We start from the raw sequence: 16,880 nt of genomic DNA on the forward strand, positions 1-16,880 counted from the left end.
CATGCTGTTAAAATTGAAAAACGTTTATGTGAGATACACATCACGCGATTAAATTTGTTTGATTGTCCACTCGCCATTTGCATTCACCAATTGATGGCTTGCAGATGAAACTGAGCTTAAATCATCATTACCTAACAATTGAACCACACTGAAACCTTCGTTTCGTGCTGATGCAATTGCATTTAATAAATCTGCGTCAATACCTTTGGGTGCAACCAAAACTTTAGCACTCTGAACTTGACCCGCAGTTAATGCATATAAGTCACAAGAGAAGCCTGTTGCTGGACGTGCACGACCAAAATGTTCACCAATACCATCATAGCGACCACCTTGAGCCAGTGGTGCAGCACGGTTTGGCGCATAAACGGCATACATTAAACCAGTGTGATAATGGTATGAACGAAGTTCTACAACATCGATACCAATATGTAGCTCTGGCCAACGCACCTGAATTGCGGCTTGTGTCGATTTCACTGCATCAAATGCAAGTTTAAATGCTTCGTTATTTAAAACTTCAGCACTTAAATTTGCTTGAAGCGAGTCTAAGTCACTTGAGAAACGACCCAAGGTATAAAAATCTTGACCAAAAGGAAGTGTTTGCGTGAACTCAGCCAACTCAGGCAAAGCTTTACGTTGATACAAGTCAGAAAGCTGACGTTCAATCGCTTTACTTAAACCTGCTTGCTTAACCAAGCTACGGAATAAACCGACATGCCCTAAATCTAGATGGATACCGTCTGAATGACCTGCTGTTTGAAGCAAGTTAATCATGACATCGATCAACTCAACGTCAGCATCAATGCTGTCCGAACCAAAAAGTTCTGCACCTAATTGTAATGGTGCACGTGTGGTATTAAATCCCTGAGGCTTAGTATGTAACACTGTCCCAGCGTAGCAATAACGAGCTACACCTTCGACAGGATGTACATGCGCATCAATACGAGCCACTTGTGGTGTCATATCGGCACGCACACCAAGTAAACGACCAGACAACTGATCGATAACTTTAAAAGTGGCTAAGTCTAAATCTTGATTCGATTCTGAAAGAGAAGATAGAGATTCGATGTATTCAATGAATGGCGTGTACACCAACTGATAACCTCGAGATGCGAGGAAATCTAATGCTTCACGACGCAAAGATTCAATCACTTGCGCCTGTTCTGGCAGTACATCAGCTACACCATCAGGTAATAACCATGTCTCTGAAATGGGCATGTTGTAAACCTAAATTCTTGTCAGCGCGGAACAAATCCGCATAAAAAAATCGGGAGCACACCCGATTTCTCCTAGTTTAGCACGATAGTTTTACGCTTGCACACGACTTTTTCATAAAAGATGCTTCAGCATTCATTACTTCATATACAGCTTTAACTTTTACAACTAAATTGATGTTTATGCTTATATTTTAAAATCCTGTGAACGTTATTTTTTTAACCATTTGATAAAAAATAATAAGCATCCTACTTTCTATAGATGAAGTTTTAAACAAAGTTATAAATATGATCAGGCTCAATAACTTAATTTAAGACACGAACATCAATCCAATGGAAGCGCTGTAGTTTGTTTAACGGCCTGTAAAGGTATCTCTGTTTTTACATTTTGCACACTGGCAATCTGCGTTAAATGATGAATCTGAAACTTTCGATAGGCTTCTAAATCTGCCACGACGATACGTAAGAAAAAGTCACAATCCCCTGCCATGAGTTGACATTCAACGACCTCAGGCATCGTTTGAATCGCTGCGACAAAATCATTCACGGTTTTTGCATCTTGACCTTTTAGCCAAATCCGCGCAAATACCGTTAAACTTAAATTCAATTTTGACTGATTCAGTAAAGCCACATATTTCTCAATATAGCCTTCATCTTCTAGTTGCTTAACCCGTCTCAAACACGGCGAAGGTGATAAACCAACAAGTTGGGCCAATTCATTATTTTGTAGTTTTCCATTTTGCTGTAATGCTTGCAAAATGCGTTTATCTCTCTGATCCATCAATAAAGGCACTAAATTTCACAATAATCTTTATTTTAGTAATTTCATTACACAATAAAAGCAATCTTCCATAAAATAGCTGCCAAATGCTGCTCAGATATCCATAAAATATTGCTTTCGATCTCGCTTCATGGAAAACGTCATGTTGATGTTTAGACAAAGTACACTCAATCACACCCATTCACAGCATTCTATGGAGTTTAAACGAGGTCTAAAAACATCTATTCCAATGCTGCTGGGCATTATTCCTTTTGCATTAGTTTTGGGTGCTCAGGCAACACATAAAGGCTTTTCTAGTTTAGAAGTACCGCTTTTGACTGGTCTTAACTTTGCAGGTGGTTCTGAATTTGCCATTTTGCAAGTTTGGACCAATCCTCCTAATATTCTCATGCTGATGTTTATTACGTTTTTAGTGAATAGTCGGCACCTATTAATGGGGGCGAGCCTTGTCCCGTATTTACGACATCTACCGAATCGTAAGGTTTATACCGCTTTATTTTTTATGTGCGATGAAAGTTGGGCTGTGGGTTTGGCTGATGCGCAAAAAAAATCTAATGTTTTGGGAATTCAGCGCGCCTTTAGTTTGATGTTCTATGCAGGCTTATGCTGTGCTCTATATTTGATGTGGGTTGGCTTTACCACGCTAGGGGCAATGATCGGGCCGATACTTGGCGATATTACTCGACTTGGTTTTGATATGGCCTTCCCTGCTGTATTTCTTGTTTTACTGCGTGGCATGTGGAAAGGCTTTAAAGCGGCGCGTCCATGGCTGGTCAGTTTGATTGCCGCATCTCTGGCGTATTTGTATCTCCCAGCGGGCTGGTATGTTCCGATTGGCGCAGTTACGGGTATTGCTTCTGCATTTTTCCTGATTGGAGATGATGCATGATCCACACTAGCACATTGATCGCAATCCTATTTATAGCCTTAACCACTTACCTGACCCGTATCTTGGGTTATGTGTTACTGAAAAACCGTAGCCTCACCAACAAACAACGTCAAATTATGGAAGTTGTTCCCGGCTGTGTGTTGATCTCAGTGATCGCGCCTTATTTTGTTAAAGATAATCCTGCTGATCTGATCGCGATGGCCATTACCCTATTTGCAGCATCACGTTTTTCGTTATTGCCTACCGTTGTGATTAGCATGCTTTCAGCAGCAGTATTAAGACAAATTTTGATTTAACTAAGTAATACGCGATCATGTTTTGAATAACGAAAGAACTACGATTTAAACCCAATGATGATGAATATTAGGAATCATCTTATTGGATAAAAAATACCCATACCTTGAGATCACATGCTTCATGCAGATATCGAGGTGTGGGCAGTCTTTTGTATTTTTTTGATTAGCTTTGGTCTGTCTTGACCACTTTTGTCAAAAGGTTCACCAACTCTGCATTTTGCAATTCAACTTGCTGTAATTTGTGAGTGGTCTGATCTAAAACTTCTTGCTGGATATGCATTTTCTTTGCAAGGTCTTGCATAATTTCCAAGGTCTTTTTCAAGTTCGCTTCTAGATGCACCACTTTTTCCTCGAGTGGCAAGGTTTCATGCGCGGTAGATTGCGATACGTCACGATTAAACTGTAGCCAAATTAAAAAAATAACCGCCAGCGCCAATAATAAAATAAATCCCCAAAGTAACATCAACATCATGTTCAATACTCTTTATATATTTCTTTGACTTTCATCTTAAACAATAAATCGGCTGTGCTTGAATATTTTTTAAAGTTTTTCAATATTTTCGAGATACATCAACGTCATTACGCATGATTTTTCATCTAATTTTAGAAAATAAAAAACACATACAAGCTAGTAGATGTTTTTTATATCGGATAAGTTTGAATGTTTATAGAGAATGAAAACTTTCACATAAATCGAGTAAGCGGTTCGCATAGCCCCACTCATTGTCATACCATGCGAAAACTTTTGCTTGTTTTCCTACCACCATGGTTTGATTCAAATCAACAATCAATGAATAGGGTGAATGATTAAAATCGCTTGAGACTAAAGGTTCATCGGTTACTGACATAATTTCATGATAATCAAAACGTGCAGCTTTGCTTAACACTGCATTTAACTCATGCTTGGTGATAAGCGATTGGGACACAAAACTTAAATCGATTGCAGCAACATTGATAGTCGGTACACGAATCGAATAGCCATCGATTCGATCTTCCATTTTCGGCATCACCCGTTTCAATGCCCCTAGAGCTGAAGAAGTCGTTGGAATAATATTTTGACCCGAAGCTCGCGCACGACGTAAGTCACGATGTGCATGATCCAATACAGACTGATCCGCAGTCACAGCATGAATTTCTGTCATGAGTGCTGTGTCTATACCAAAGGCATCATCAATAATTTTGACTAAAGGCACCAAAGCCTGCGTGGTACACGACACACTCGAAATAATTTGATCCGTCGCTTTGACTTCATGATGATTAACACCATACACAATCGCAGCATCAACACTGTCAAACGGCGCCGCACCAATAATTACACGTTTGGCACCTGCACCAATATGTTGTGTGGCTGCCTCTCGCGATCTAAATAAACCTGTGCATTCGAGTACCACATCGACATTCAGTTGCTGCCAAGGCAAAAGACTCGGCTGTGCTTCATTTAAAACTTGCACTTTGAGATGCGCTTGAGCACAAGAGATATCTAGAAAAATAGCGCCATCTTGTTCAAGAATTTCGACTTGGCCTGCAAAACGACCATGCGTGGTGTCATATTTAAACAAATGCACCATGGTTTCCACATCAGCGACATCATTTATGGCAACAATTTCATAATGAAATTCTTTTGGATTTTCAAACCAAGCGCGTAATACATTGCGTCCGATTCGACCAAATCCATTAATTGCCACTCGCTGCATGACCAATCCTTCGTTTTGAAACAAAAATAAAGCATCTATATGTTAATGGATTTCAACATGAAAACGTTATCATTTATTCGTTTAATGCTTATTGGGCTTTATTTTTATAAAACTTTAGCACCTGTATAGATCTAAATATTAGCTTCACTAGAAATGTACAGCACCAAGATCAAGTCCAAACACTATGATTAAATTGGATATAAACATTCAATTTTCCCAATGAACTGAAAAATATAAAAGCAATGCACCTTCATGTAGAGCATTCATCAACATGTTGAATTTGAACTTTTAAAGCTTTTCAAGACATATAAATAAAACGCTGCAAACAGTGCTCACAATAGATTATTCAATGAATACATTTAACGTTCCAAAGGTTTAAAAATCTAAAAATATAGGTGCCAAATTTAAAACATATAAAAAGTCATAGAGATAGCCGAAAATCATTGGTCACTACACCTTTTTCCGTTATAATTTAGCGTTTTTAAATTTTATGTCAGCATCTCAAGCCAGCTTTAAAATTTTGTAAGACTTGCTTGATATGCTATTACCAAATCGAAATTAGGAGAGACTTGGTTGTGAGTACTCGTTTTATGACATCAGCTGAAATTCGCGAAGCTTTTTTAAGCTATTTTGAATCGCAAGGGCATACACGTGTCGCGTCGAGTTCTCTGGTACCTGCCAACGACCCAACATTATTGTTCACAAACGCAGGTATGAACCAGTTTAAAGACTGCTTCCTTGGTCTTGAAAAACGTGACTACGTTCGTGCAACTTCTTCACAAAAATGTGTCCGTGCCGGCGGTAAACACAACGACTTAGACAACGTTGGTTATACAGCACGTCACCACACATTCTTTGAAATGTTGGGTAACTTCTCATTTGGTGACTACTTCAAACGTGATGCCATCACATTTGCTTGGGATTTCTTAACCAACGAAAAATGGTTAGGTCTGCCAAAAGATAAACTTTATGCCACTGTTTACCACACAGATGACGAAGCATTTGATATCTGGAACAAAGAAATTGGTCTAGACGCTTCACGTATTATCCGTATTGGTGACAACAAAGGCGAAAAATACGCTTCAGATAACTTCTGGGCAATGGGCGATACAGGTCCTTGCGGTCCATGTTCTGAAATCTTCTTTGACCATGGTGACCACATTTGGGGCGGCTTACCGGGCACTCCTGAAGAAGATGGCGATCGTTTCATCGAAATTTGGAACAACGTATTCATGCAGTTCAACCGTACTGCTGATGGTGTGCTGCATGCCCTTCCTGCACCTTCTGTAGATACAGGTATGGGCCTTGAGCGTATTTCTGCAGTTTTACAGCATGTAAACTCAAACTACGAAATCGATCTATTCCAAAACCTACTTAAAGCTGCTGCTGAAATCATTGGTTTAGATACCACTGAACTTGAAGCAAAAGCTCAAGCAGAAAACAAACCAGTTGAATACCCTGCTTCACTTAAAGTTGTGGCTGACCATGCACGTTCTTGCTGCTTCTTGATTGCAGACGGTGTTAACCCGTCTAACGAAGGCCGTGGCTATGTACTTCGCCGTATTATCCGTCGTGCAGTACGTCATGGTAACAAATTGGGTGCAACAGGTTCATTCTTCCATAAAATGTTGCAACCACTCATCAACGTGATGGGCGCTGCTTATCCTGAGCTTGCTGCACAGCAAGCACGTATCGAAGCTCAGCTTTTGAAAGAAGAAGAACAATTCGCAAAAACTTTAGAGCAAGGTTTGAAATTGCTTGAAGGCGAATTGGCTCAACTTAAAGGTTCAGTGATTCCAGGCGAAACTGTATTTAAACTTTACGATACTTACGGCTTCCCGACTGACTTAACAGCAGACATTGCACGTGAACGTGATTTAACGATTGATGAAGCTGGTTTCGAAGTCGAAATGGCGGCTCAACGTCAACGTGCGCGTGATGCTGGTAAATTTGCTGTCGACTACAACTCAATTGTCAAAGTTGAAGGCGAGACTCAATTTGACGGCTATGACGCAACTCAAGGCCAAGGTCAAATTGTTGCAATCTACAAAGACGGCGAACAAGTTGATGAAGTTTTTGAAGGTGACGAAGCACTAATCGTTCTAAACCAAACTCCGTTCTATGCAGAAAGTGGCGGTCAAGTTGGCGATACAGGTATCTTCAAAAACGAAACTGGTATTTTTGAAGTTCAAGACACCAAAAAATCAGGCGGCGCATTTGTACACCAAGGCATCGTGACCATGGGTAACTTAAAAGCGGCTCAAGCGGTTGAAGCGATTGTTAAAGCAGATATCCGTGCAGCAACATCGCGCAACCACTCTGCGACTCACCTGTTGCATGCAGCGCTGCGCCAAGTTTTGGGTACGCACGTACAGCAAAAAGGCTCATTGGTTGCCAGCGAACTTTTACGTTTTGACTTTGCCAATGATCAGCCTGTTTCATTTGAACAGCTTCAAGAAATTGAACGCATTGTCAATGCCGAAGTGATTGCCAACACTGCTGTTTCAACTGAACTTTTAGACATCGATGCGGCCAAAGAAAAAGGCGCAATGATGTTGTTCGGTGAGAAATACGGTGACGAAGTACGTGTACTTTCAATGGGTACAACCAAAGATGAGAAAAACTTCTCTATCGAACTTTGTGGCGGTATTCATGTAAAACGCACCGGTGATATTGGTCTATTCAAAATCACTTCTGAAGGCGGTGTTGCTGCAGGCGTACGTCGTATTGAAGCCGTTACGGGTACTGAAGCTGTTGAAGCTGCGCAAAAAGCAGATCGTGACATTCATGCAATCAACGATTTGCTGAAAGCGCAAAAAGATCAAACTTTAGAAAAAGTTGAAGCTTTGTCTCACACAGCATCTAGCTTGCAAAAACAAATTGAACAATTGAACCAAAAATTGGCAAGCTTCCAAGCCGCTGAGTTATTGAGTCAAGTTCAAGAGATTGCTGGCCGTAAAACATTAATCACCACGGTTCAAGGTGTAGATGCGAAATCACTTCGCAACTTGCACGATGGTGTGAAATCTAAGTTAGACAATGCTGTGATCGTGATCGCAGCGGTTGATGCCGACAAAGTGAGCCTGATTGCTTCGGTTGCTAAAGAATACACTGCTGCTGTAAAAGCAGGTGACATCATCAAACACCTTGGTCAAGAGCTTGGTGGTAAAGGTGGTGGTAAACCTGATATGGCTCAAGGTGGTGCGCCTTATAGCGACAAACTTGAAGCAGTAATGACTGACCTCGTTGCATGGTTAGCTGCAAAATAAGACCAAAAGTCCTATAGCTCAAAGTGACTCACCTCCTTTGAGCAAATCAACAGGTTTAAGCAGTGTGTTTTTTAATGCTGGATCCTGCTTAAACACTGTTGATGCGTGAAAGCGCAAACTCAATCATCATGTTGAAACCAATATTCAACCTCTGGCTAAATGATGAAAATGGAGTCTAAAAGGCTGGGTTCATGTGAATCCCCTGCAGACACAAAGTATCTATTTGAACTCCTCCTACCTTGGAGTTCATGAGCTACGTGGTATATTAAAATCGCGCTCAAGTGCGGTCTTAAAATATGTGTAAGTGCTTTAAGTCTTTAGACTTATTTACTTGGTAAGGATAGTTATGGCATTAATCGTTCAAAAATATGGCGGTACCTCAATGGGTACTCCAGAGCGCATTTTAAATGTTGCTCGTCGTGTAAAGCGTTGGCATGATCACGGTCACAAAGTTGTGGTTGTTGTATCTGCAATGAGTGGCGAAACCAATCGTCTACTTGCTTTAGCGAAAGCCATTACCGAAACACCTGATCCACGCGAATTAGACCAAATGGTGTCTACGGGTGAACAGGTAACGATTTCTATGTTAGCAATGGCACTTAACTCTATTGGTGTTGAAGCTAAATCACTTACAGGTCGTCAAGTTGGTATTAAAACCGACAGCGCATTTACCAAGGCGCGTATTGAAGCGATTGATACGGATGTATTGACTTCAAACCTTGACGCTGGACGTGTCATTGTTGTGGCAGGTTTCCAAGGCTTTGATGCCGAAGGTAACACAACGACTCTAGGTCGTGGTGGTTCTGACACTTCGGGTGTTGCATTGGCTGCTGCACTTAAAGCTGACGAATGTCAGATTTACACAGACGTTGATGGTGTTTACACCACTGACCCTCGTGTCGCTCCAAAAGCGAAAAAAGTTGATCGTATTTCTTTTGAAGAAATGCTTGAAATGGCATCACTTGGTTCTAAAGTCCTTCAAATTCGCTCTGTAGAATTTGCAGGTAAATACCAAGTGCCTTTACGCGTATTATCAAGTTTTGATAATGACGATGATGGCGCATTCGACGAAAACTTTAAACAAAACGTCGGGACACTAATCACCACTGAAGCGGAAGACAACATGGAACAACCAATCATCTCAGGTATCGCGTTCAACCGTGATGAAGCTAAATTAACTATTCTTGGTGTACCGGATAAACCGGGTATTGCTTCAAACATCCTTTCACCAATTGGTGATGCCAATGTTGAAGTGGATATGATTATCCAAAACGTTGAAGAAGACGGCACAACTGATTTCACATTTACAGTTAACCGCGGTGAATTACCAAAAGCGAAAGCCATTCTTGAAGCGACTGCACAAGAAATTGGTGCACGTGAAGTTGCAACTCGCGCAGACATCGTTAAAGTATCGATCGTTGGTGTTGGTATGCGTTCACACGCTGGCGTAGCAAGCAAAATGTTTACTGCTCTTGCAAAAGAAGGCATTAACATTTTGATGATCTCGACTTCTGAAATCAAAATTTCAGTGATTATCGATGAGAAATACTTAGAGCTTGCTGTACGTGCTCTACACACTGCATTCGGTCTAGACCGTGAAACAGGTGAATCAAGCGCGCGTGCTTAATTAACCTTGCTGTGTGTCAAAATTTGTCATTGTTAGACAGATTTTGAAAAACATCGTAAAAATTCAGAGCCACTATAGTTTTTTTTATAGTGGCTCTGTTATATTAAACCTGAGGATTTTAAAATTTACTCAGTTTGCGACTGTCACAATGATTGTTTCAGATGCACTGCTAAATTTTTTTGCTTTTACAAGTTATGAATTTTACATAACAGATCATTTGCAGGTTTTGCATTTTGCAAGGAGAGAAACATGCTGATTCTGACTCGTCGTGTCGGAGAAACATTAATGATTGGAGACCAAGTTAGCGTGACTGTACTTGGTGTTAAAGGTAATCAGGTTCGTATTGGCGTGAATGCTCCAAAAGAAGTATCTGTTCATCGTGAAGAAATTTACCAACGAATTCAACATGAACGCGCAATGCACGAACATCTCCAAAACATTGATCAAGAATATCAGCCATCTTTTGAAGAAACTGATTATTCACAAAACAACTATAATCGCTAAGATTTAAGTTGTTAAATGATAAAGCGGCTCATTAGGCCGCTTTAAATTTATCTAGAACATGCGTTTACTATATAAGTTCAACTGAGCTTAATTACTGCCCTTCTAGAACTTTACGTACGGGGCCAAAACTGCGGCGATGTTCATCAATCACCCCATACTGTGCAATCGCTTCGAAGTGCGCTTTGGTTGGATAGCCCTTGTGTTTCGCAAAACCATACTGTGGATATTTTGCATCCAGTTCAACCATTTCGTGGTCTCGAGTCACTTTTGCCAAAATACTCGCAGCCGAAATCTCTGGATGAATCGCATCACCGCCCACGATTGCATCACAGCTCATTGCTAAACCGGTTGGGACTTTATTACCATCGACCAACACGTGTTCTGGCTGTACATTGAGTTTTTCCACTGCACGACGCATTGCAAGTAATGATGCTTGCAAAATATTGATCTCATCAATTTCTTGTGCAGAACTTTCAGCAATCGCCCAAGCCAAGGCTTTTTCTTGAATCTCAATAAATAACTTTTCACGTTTTTTTTCAGTGAGTTTTTTAGAATCGTTTAAACCTTCAATCGGGTTATTTGGATCTAAAATGACAGCTGCCGCAACAACCGAACCCACCAATGGACCGCGACCCGCTTCATCTGCACCAGCAATTTTCATATATCTCTCACTCAAAATAAAATACGACCCTTAATTTGGATTTACTGATACTCAGCAAAACCATTGTCTGGGTCGTATAAATTGTTCTAAATCTTAGTTTTTAAATGTTTCGATCACGCAAGCATTTAAAGTATTTGTCACGATTTTAGCCGCAAGATTTGCTTGTGAAGTTTTATCCATTGCTGCTACAACCAAATCCGTTGCAGTCACGCTAGTTGTCGCTTTCTCGCCTACACATGAACACACTTCAGTTTGTAGTTCAGATTTTTGAGTTTCTGTTAATAATTTTGAACCTGTTTTCCAGTAACTGTTGTTATTTAGCTCAGTCACGCATTTCGCTTGAACACCCACTTTAACAGCCATCATTGCCAAGCTGTTTGCTGAAGTTGTACCTGTAGAGGTACTTGTACCAGTTGTACCAGTCGCAGCACATGCAGAAAGAACAAGCGCTAATGGCGCTAGAACAGCAACTAATTTTTTCACGAATATATCCTTTGTTCTGTTAATTAACGCGCATATTGTGCCCCAAATCACACACCATCTGATATGACTATTTAAAATAAATTCGGTAACTGTGTAGTTAATCATCAAAGCCTGTGTTGCATATTCACAACACTGTGTACCGATTTTAAACGACGCATATTTTTGTGGTCTGTATTAGAATCTGCATAAGATTGGACGCTTAAATAATCAACATGAGCAATAACACACAATACTACACTCGAACAGCTCAGGTCTTACATTGGCTGATGGCGATCATATTCATCGTGGCATGGTTAATTGGCTTTTATAGTGGCAATTTTCTCAGTTATGACGTCGATGGCAGCTTTAAAGGACAAGTCATTACCCTCCATAAAAATATTGCGACTACGATTATTTTTTTGGTGGTGATACGAATCTTTTGGCGCTATACCCACCCCGCTCCAGATTTACCTGACAGCATGTCATCCGGCATGAAAACCTTGGCACATTTGGGTCATTTAGCACTGTATTTTGTACTACTAGCTTTACCGATTACAGGTTGCTTATTTAGTTGGAGCGCAGGTCACCCGGCCCCTGTCTTGTATTTGTTTGAAATACCACGCTTGGTACAAGATAATCCTGAATTATTAGCCATCGTGAAACCTCTACATATTTGGATTTCTTGGGCAGCAGGCTTGCTCTTAGTGGGTCATATTTTGGCAGCGTTGAAACATCATTTTATTGATAAAGACCATGTGCTCAAAAGTATGACACGACAACCAAAACCCTAATAAAGACAAAATAAAAGCCACATCATGTGGCTTTTTTTAAGCATTATCTTTTAATTCAGCACTTGCTGAGCACAGCCGCGCATACTATTCAAAACCGCTTTAGAAATCAGTTTATTCTTTTCAGTTTCATTCACAGCAGCAGTCATCAGATCTTTCGCACCGATATCATCCATGGCATGTTCACTCACGCACTGACAAATCGCAGCTTGATTGTCTTTTTTCTGTTGAGCACTCATAAACAACGCAGCACCTTTCCAAATTTTAGAAGTATTTAATTCTTGCGAGCATTGATATTCAATCACGGGCTTTAGCATACGCTGACTTAAACTTGATTTATCTGCAATAGCAGCGGATGAAATCAATACTGAGGCTAAAAATGTAATCGATGAGGCAAATATAGAGCGATTTGAATGAGAGAAAAGCATGATTTAAACATAAAAAAGGCAGTGAATATTCACTGCCTGAGATTATACGCTGATTATTAATTCAACGCTTCAATCTTTTTAATCCAAGCTTGTTTTTCAGCATCTGAAATAAATGATGCTTCAAAAGAGTTAATTGCCAATTGCTTTAACTCTGCGTTGCTTAGATCAAGTGCTTTGGTGATCGCAATGAAGTTATCATTCATATAACCACCAAAGTACGATGGATCATCTGAATTCACAGTGACATGCACACCTTGTTGCAATAGACGGCGAATATTATGCTCAGCCATATCATTGACCACGCAGAGCTTTAAATTGCTTAGCGGGCAAACGGTTAATGGCATTTTTTCTGCAATTAAACGCTGCATCAAAGCAGGATCTTCTTCTGAACGTACACCATGGTCAACACGATTTACTTTCAGCAAATCCAAGGCTTCCCATACGTATTCTGCTGGACCTTCTTCCCCTGCATGCGCAACGATAAGAAAACCTGCTTCACGGGCTTTTGCAAAAACACGTTCGAATTTTGATGGTGGATGACCCACTTCACTCGAATCTAAACCAACACCAATAATTTGATCTTTATATGGTAAAGCTTGTTCTAATGTTGCAAATGCTGCGTCTTCAGATAAATGACGCAAGAAGCACATAATCAGATGTGAGCTAATGCCAAGTTTTGCTTTGGCATCATCACAAGCACGCTGTAAACCATTCAAGACAGTTTCAAAAGCAACACCACGGTCTGTATGGGTTTGTGGGTCGAAGAACATTTCGGTATGAACCACATGATCTTCTGCACATTTTTCAAAATATGCCCATGCCAAATCATAAAAATCTTGCTCATGAATCAGTACATTTGCACCTGCATAATAAATGTCTAAAAAAGACTGTAAATTATGAAAGTTATACGCTTCTTTTAATTCTTCGACTGATTGATAAGGGATTGCAATATTGTTGCGTTGGGCAATTGCAAACATGAGTTCAGGCTCAAATGTCCCTTCAATATGCACATGTAGCTCTGCTTTTGGCAAAGCTCGAATCAGCTCAAGTTGATCCATCTCTTATCCTCATAAAAATAAAAAAGGGTGCAAACTGAGTTTACACCCTTTCGCTGTTTGACAGTATTAACCGCCAAATGCAGCAAATTTCAATGCCCAAAGTACAGCAATAATCCAGACCATATACGGTACAGTTTTCGCTTTACCTGTAAGCAATTTAACTAATGCATAGCTAATGAAGCCCATTGCAATACCGTCTGCAATTGAATACGTGAACGGCATAAACACAATTGTTAAAAATGCAGGGACTGCTTCAGTAATATCATCCCACTCAATATGAACGATACCTTGAATCATCAACACACCAACAAACAACAATGCTGGCGCAGTGGCAAAACCCGGTACAGACTGAGCAAGTGGTGCTAAGAACAATGCCAAAATAAACAATACAGCAACCACAACCGCAGTTAAACCTGTACGACCACCGGCAGCAACACCTGCTGATGATTCGATATAAGGCGTAGTCGAAGACGTACCCAATGCCGCACCCGCAACAATTGCAGATGAGTCAGCAAATAATGCTTTCTTCAAACGTGGTAATTTACCGTCTTTTAATAAGCCTGCACGGTGTGATACACCGACCAATGTACCTGTAGAATCAAATAAATCGACCAAGAAGAATACAAAGATCACGCCAATCAAACTTGCGGTGAATAGACCTTCAAAGTTCATTTGCATGAATGTTGGAGCGATTGAAGGAATAGCACCTACAACACCTTTAAATTCGTTGAAGCCCAACAGGGTTGAAATTGCAGTAATCACCAAAATACTGATGATGATTGCACCACGTACTTTGAAGTGATGCATAACCACAACCATCAAGAAGCCAAGTAAAGCCAACAAGACAGACGGCTGTTTTAAATCACCCAGACTAACCAATGTTGCAGGGTTATCAACAATAATGCCGGCATTTTTCAAAGAAACCAGTGCAAGGAACAAACCAATACCACCGCCAATCGCCAGTTTAAGCGACATTGGAATCGCATTGACAATCGCTTCACGGATTTTGAACATGCTGATAGCGATAAAAACAAGGCCAGAGACAAAAACAGCTGCTAAAGCAGTTTGCCATTCCACGCCCATACCCAAACATACAGAATAGGTAAAGTAAGCGTTTAAGCCCATACCGGGTGCTAAGGCAATTGGATAGTTAGCAACAAGCCCCATCACCAAACAGCCAATGGCTGCTGCTAGACAGGTTGCGACAAAAACAGCGCCATGATCCATACCCGTTTCGGACAAAATCATTGGATTGACAATAATGATGTAACACATTGTCAAGAAAGTAGTTACACCTGCAATGACTTCTGTTTTGAAACTGGTTTTGTTTTCGCTCAGTTTAAACAGACGTTCAAGCATGTTCTCGGAAGATGGATTAGGAGTCGTCATGACCTAGCCCCTATGAAGTAAACTTTATGCATATAAGCATTCCACAAAATTAATCATGTCATGTATTCATCATTAATTTTGTGTATGCCTAAGCAACGAATATGCCAATTCGGCAGATTGTAGGCTTTAAAAAATCCTATTTTCAACAGCATACAACACAGTACAAATGTTGAAATTTGCAAACAAAAAAGCTGCATAAACCTATGCAGCTCCTCTATTTATGTCATTTAATTCGTATTTAATATCAATAAATACTGATCAAATTAATTTCGGCAAATTATAACACATTGATTTTTTAATGTTTCCACATTTTCATCGCTTTTCAATTTAGTAAATTTAAGACATTGTTTTATTTATAAAGTTTCAAATTATTATATGTAAAAATAAAATATCAATATTTAGACGAACTCTTCAAGATCATGCTTGAGCTCAATTCAAAAGCAGCAAGATTGATTTTTTTTAGCGCATATAAGGTGATGCGTTCAAATCATCATTGAACACCTGATTAATTTCTTGCTGTCGCTTTAACTCTGCATTTTTATAAACACTAAACCCTAAGAACACAATGCTAAGTATAAAAATTGGTATCAGTATTTTTTTCATAACAAAATTTTATTCATGTTTAAATATTTGGCTATAATAACAAAAAACTTAAACAAAAAAGTGACGTATTTCACAATTTTATATCTTATTAAGTCATTTAATAAGCTATTTGTTCGATCAATGTTAACTTTGTAATATATTTTAGACTGATAGACAAGATAATCGCTGAATGTTTTTTTAAATCCTTTTCCTCAAAAAGCCTCAAATTGTAGATCATTTCATATACGAAATTTAAAGCACGATCAATTTCACAGACCCACCGTTATATCCCGAGTGAAGAAGATAAAAAAGCCGCTGACTTAAAAACAGCGGCTATTCATATTTTTTACAGATTCAAAATTTTGAATCTTGAACTTAAGCAGCTTGTTACTCATCTCGCTTAAAGACCAATTCGCCCTTTAAGCTACTCTCAGCATCGAAATAATATCCATCGGTATTAAACGACTTGATATCTTCAATACGTTCAATTTTATTTTCCAACAAATATCGCGCCATTAGGCCACGTGCTTTTTTGGCATAGAAGCTGATGACTTTATATTTGCCGTTCTTTTGATCGAGAAAAACTGGCTTGATGATTTCGGCTTTAATTTTTGATTCTTTGACCGACTTATAATATTCATCTGAAGCGATGTTGACCAAAAGTTCAGAGCCGGCTTTTTCCAAATCGTCATTGATGAGATTGGTGATTGTATTATCCCAAAACTCGTATAGGTTATGTCCACGTGAGTTTTGTAACTTGGTCCCCATCTCTAAACGATATGGCATCATTAAATCAAGCGGACGCAATAAACCATAGAGACCCGAGAGCATACGCAAATGGGTTTGTGCATATTCAAGGTCTGAGTTTGTAAGTTTATAAGCATCTAAACCGGTATATACATCACCTTTAAAGGCAAAGATTGCTTGGCGTGCATTGGCAAAATCAAAATCAGGCTGCCAATCTCGGAAGCGCTCAACATTTAAAGTCGCAATTTTCTCACTGACACTCATCAAGCTTGAAATTTCACTTACCGACAATTTACGTGCGACTGAGATTAATTCTTCAGAATGATCTAATAGCCGTGGTTGAGTGAATTTTTCAGTCGGTAAAGCGGTTTCGTAATCTAAAGTTTTTGCTGGAGAAATTAAAGCGAGCATAAACATCCTGATTAATTTTTAATTAAACAAACTATAACAGTAGAGTATTTTCAAATCCAATCTGTGTTTTTGATAAACATAAT

16 protein-coding genes are annotated in these 16,880 nt (G+C 39.6%); 6 read left to right on the forward strand and 10 right to left on the reverse strand.

Annotated features, from left to right (window positions below; genetic code table 11):
• Positions 1-48: 48 nt before the first annotated feature.
• Together AC4CU0_RS09915 and AC4CU0_RS09920 are read right to left on the reverse strand one after the other, a co-directional pair.
• Positions 49-1,215, reverse strand: coding sequence for an ATP phosphoribosyltransferase regulatory subunit (locus AC4CU0_RS09915; RefSeq protein WP_490743050.1), 1,167 nt, complete (start codon positions 1,213-1,215; stop codon positions 49-51).
• A gap of 321 nt (positions 1,216-1,536) precedes the next feature.
• The gene (locus AC4CU0_RS09920) at positions 1,537-1,992 is read right to left on the reverse strand and encodes an Lrp/AsnC family transcriptional regulator (RefSeq protein WP_490743051.1); all 456 of its coding nucleotides are present in this window, start codon (positions 1,990-1,992) and stop codon (positions 1,537-1,539) included.
• Positions 1,993-2,134: 142 nt separating this feature from the next.
• On the opposite strand from AC4CU0_RS09920, the gene AC4CU0_RS09925 reads away from it, so the two are divergent.
• Positions 2,135-2,881, forward strand: a complete 747-nt coding sequence (locus AC4CU0_RS09925) for an AzlC family ABC transporter permease (RefSeq protein ID WP_490743052.1) — start codon at positions 2,135-2,137, stop codon at positions 2,879-2,881.
• Positions 2,878-3,177 carry an AzlD family protein gene (locus tag AC4CU0_RS09930; protein ID WP_180012238.1) on the forward strand — a complete coding sequence of 100 codons (300 nt, stop codon included), beginning with the start codon at positions 2,878-2,880 and terminating at the stop codon, positions 3,175-3,177. Before AC4CU0_RS09925 ends, AC4CU0_RS09930 begins: the two co-directional genes overlap by 4 nt.
• Positions 3,178-3,340: 163 nt before the next feature.
• Here the strand turns inward: AC4CU0_RS09930 and AC4CU0_RS09935 are convergent, their stop codons facing one another.
• The gene (locus AC4CU0_RS09935; protein WP_490743493.1) at positions 3,341-3,643 is read right to left on the reverse strand and encodes a hypothetical protein; all 303 of its coding nucleotides are present in this window, start codon (positions 3,641-3,643) and stop codon (positions 3,341-3,343) included.
• Between the two features lie 199 nt (positions 3,644-3,842).
• A complete protein-coding gene (locus AC4CU0_RS09940; RefSeq protein WP_180023959.1) occupies positions 3,843-4,871 on the reverse strand; it encodes a type I glyceraldehyde-3-phosphate dehydrogenase in 1,029 nt (342 codons plus the stop codon).
• Positions 4,872-5,446: 575 nt separating this feature from the next.
• Between AC4CU0_RS09940 and alaS the strand changes: the two genes are divergently transcribed.
• The 3 genes from alaS to csrA all read left to right on the forward strand — a co-directional run bounded on the left by alaS (position 5,447) and on the right by csrA (position 10,271).
• The gene (gene alaS, locus AC4CU0_RS09945; RefSeq protein WP_490743053.1) at positions 5,447-8,140 is read left to right on the forward strand and encodes an alanine--tRNA ligase; all 2,694 of its coding nucleotides are present in this window, start codon (positions 5,447-5,449) and stop codon (positions 8,138-8,140) included.
• A 346-nt stretch (positions 8,141-8,486) separates the two neighbouring features.
• Positions 8,487-9,767: an aspartate kinase gene (locus tag AC4CU0_RS09950; protein WP_078189079.1), complete on the forward strand. Its 1,281-nt coding sequence runs from the start codon at positions 8,487-8,489 to the stop codon at positions 9,765-9,767.
• A gap of 249 nt (positions 9,768-10,016) precedes the next feature.
• The gene (gene csrA, locus AC4CU0_RS09955) at positions 10,017-10,271 is read left to right on the forward strand and encodes a carbon storage regulator CsrA (protein ID WP_078189080.1); all 255 of its coding nucleotides are present in this window, start codon (positions 10,017-10,019) and stop codon (positions 10,269-10,271) included.
• A gap of 91 nt (positions 10,272-10,362) precedes the next feature.
• Here csrA and rnhB read toward each other — a convergent pair whose 3' ends face one another.
• Positions 10,363-10,932: a ribonuclease HII gene (gene rnhB, locus AC4CU0_RS09960; RefSeq protein ID WP_168379347.1), complete on the reverse strand. Its 570-nt coding sequence runs from the start codon at positions 10,930-10,932 to the stop codon at positions 10,363-10,365.
• 93 nt (positions 10,933-11,025) lie between these two features.
• Entirely contained in the window at positions 11,026-11,415 is a 390-nt protein-coding gene (locus AC4CU0_RS09965; protein WP_078189082.1) for a hypothetical protein, read from the reverse strand.
• 212 nt (positions 11,416-11,627) lie between these two features.
• On the opposite strand from AC4CU0_RS09965, the gene AC4CU0_RS09970 reads away from it, so the two are divergent.
• Positions 11,628-12,185, forward strand: a complete 558-nt coding sequence (locus AC4CU0_RS09970; RefSeq protein ID WP_180042035.1) for a cytochrome b — start codon at positions 11,628-11,630, stop codon at positions 12,183-12,185.
• A 50-nt stretch (positions 12,186-12,235) separates the two neighbouring features.
• Here AC4CU0_RS09970 and AC4CU0_RS09975 read toward each other — a convergent pair whose 3' ends face one another.
• The 4 genes from AC4CU0_RS09975 to yaaA form a co-directional block, all read right to left on the reverse strand.
• The gene (locus tag AC4CU0_RS09975; RefSeq protein ID WP_180074068.1) at positions 12,236-12,610 is read right to left on the reverse strand and encodes a hypothetical protein; all 375 of its coding nucleotides are present in this window, start codon (positions 12,608-12,610) and stop codon (positions 12,236-12,238) included.
• A gap of 56 nt (positions 12,611-12,666) precedes the next feature.
• On the reverse strand, positions 12,667-13,668 hold the full coding sequence (locus AC4CU0_RS09980) for an adenosine deaminase (protein WP_180113967.1): 1,002 nt from the start codon (positions 13,666-13,668) through the stop codon (positions 12,667-12,669).
• A gap of 66 nt (positions 13,669-13,734) precedes the next feature.
• A complete protein-coding gene (locus tag AC4CU0_RS09985; protein WP_078189086.1) occupies positions 13,735-15,057 on the reverse strand; it encodes an NCS2 family permease in 1,323 nt (440 codons plus the stop codon).
• A gap of 969 nt (positions 15,058-16,026) precedes the next feature.
• The gene (gene yaaA, locus AC4CU0_RS09990; protein WP_490743054.1) at positions 16,027-16,797 is read right to left on the reverse strand and encodes a peroxide stress protein YaaA; all 771 of its coding nucleotides are present in this window, start codon (positions 16,795-16,797) and stop codon (positions 16,027-16,029) included.
• Positions 16,798-16,880: the final 83 nt, after the last annotated feature.

The sequence above is a fragment of the Acinetobacter sp. LipI_15 genome (genome assembly GCF_058242865.1).

Coding starts and splice junctions, on each gene's coding strand:
- AC4CU0_RS09915 (WP_490743050.1), bottom strand. CDS start 1,215: ATGCCCATTTCAGAGACATGGTTATTACCTGATGGTGTAGCTGATGTA.
- AC4CU0_RS09920 (WP_490743051.1), bottom strand. CDS start 1,992: ATGGATCAGAGAGATAAACGCATTTTGCAAGCATTACAGCAAAATGGA.
- AC4CU0_RS09925 (WP_490743052.1), top strand. CDS start 2,135: ATGTTGATGTTTAGACAAAGTACACTCAATCACACCCATTCACAGCAT.
- AC4CU0_RS09930 (WP_180012238.1), top strand. CDS start 2,878: ATGATCCACACTAGCACATTGATCGCAATCCTATTTATAGCCTTAACC.
- AC4CU0_RS09940 (WP_180023959.1), bottom strand. CDS start 4,871: ATGCAGCGAGTGGCAATTAATGGATTTGGTCGAATCGGACGCAATGTA.
- AC4CU0_RS09950 (WP_078189079.1), top strand. CDS start 8,487: ATGGCATTAATCGTTCAAAAATATGGCGGTACCTCAATGGGTACTCCA.
- csrA (WP_078189080.1), top strand. CDS start 10,017: ATGCTGATTCTGACTCGTCGTGTCGGAGAAACATTAATGATTGGAGAC.
- rnhB (WP_168379347.1), bottom strand. CDS start 10,932: ATGAAAATTGCTGGTGCAGATGAAGCGGGTCGCGGTCCATTGGTGGGT.
- AC4CU0_RS09970 (WP_180042035.1), top strand. CDS start 11,628: ATGAGCAATAACACACAATACTACACTCGAACAGCTCAGGTCTTACAT.
- AC4CU0_RS09975 (WP_180074068.1), bottom strand. CDS start 12,610: ATGCTTTTCTCTCATTCAAATCGCTCTATATTTGCCTCATCGATTACA.
- AC4CU0_RS09980 (WP_180113967.1), bottom strand. CDS start 13,668: ATGGATCAACTTGAGCTGATTCGAGCTTTGCCAAAAGCAGAGCTACAT.
- AC4CU0_RS09985 (WP_078189086.1), bottom strand. CDS start 15,057: ATGACGACTCCTAATCCATCTTCCGAGAACATGCTTGAACGTCTGTTT.
- yaaA (WP_490743054.1), bottom strand. CDS start 16,797: ATGCTCGCTTTAATTTCTCCAGCAAAAACTTTAGATTACGAAACCGCT.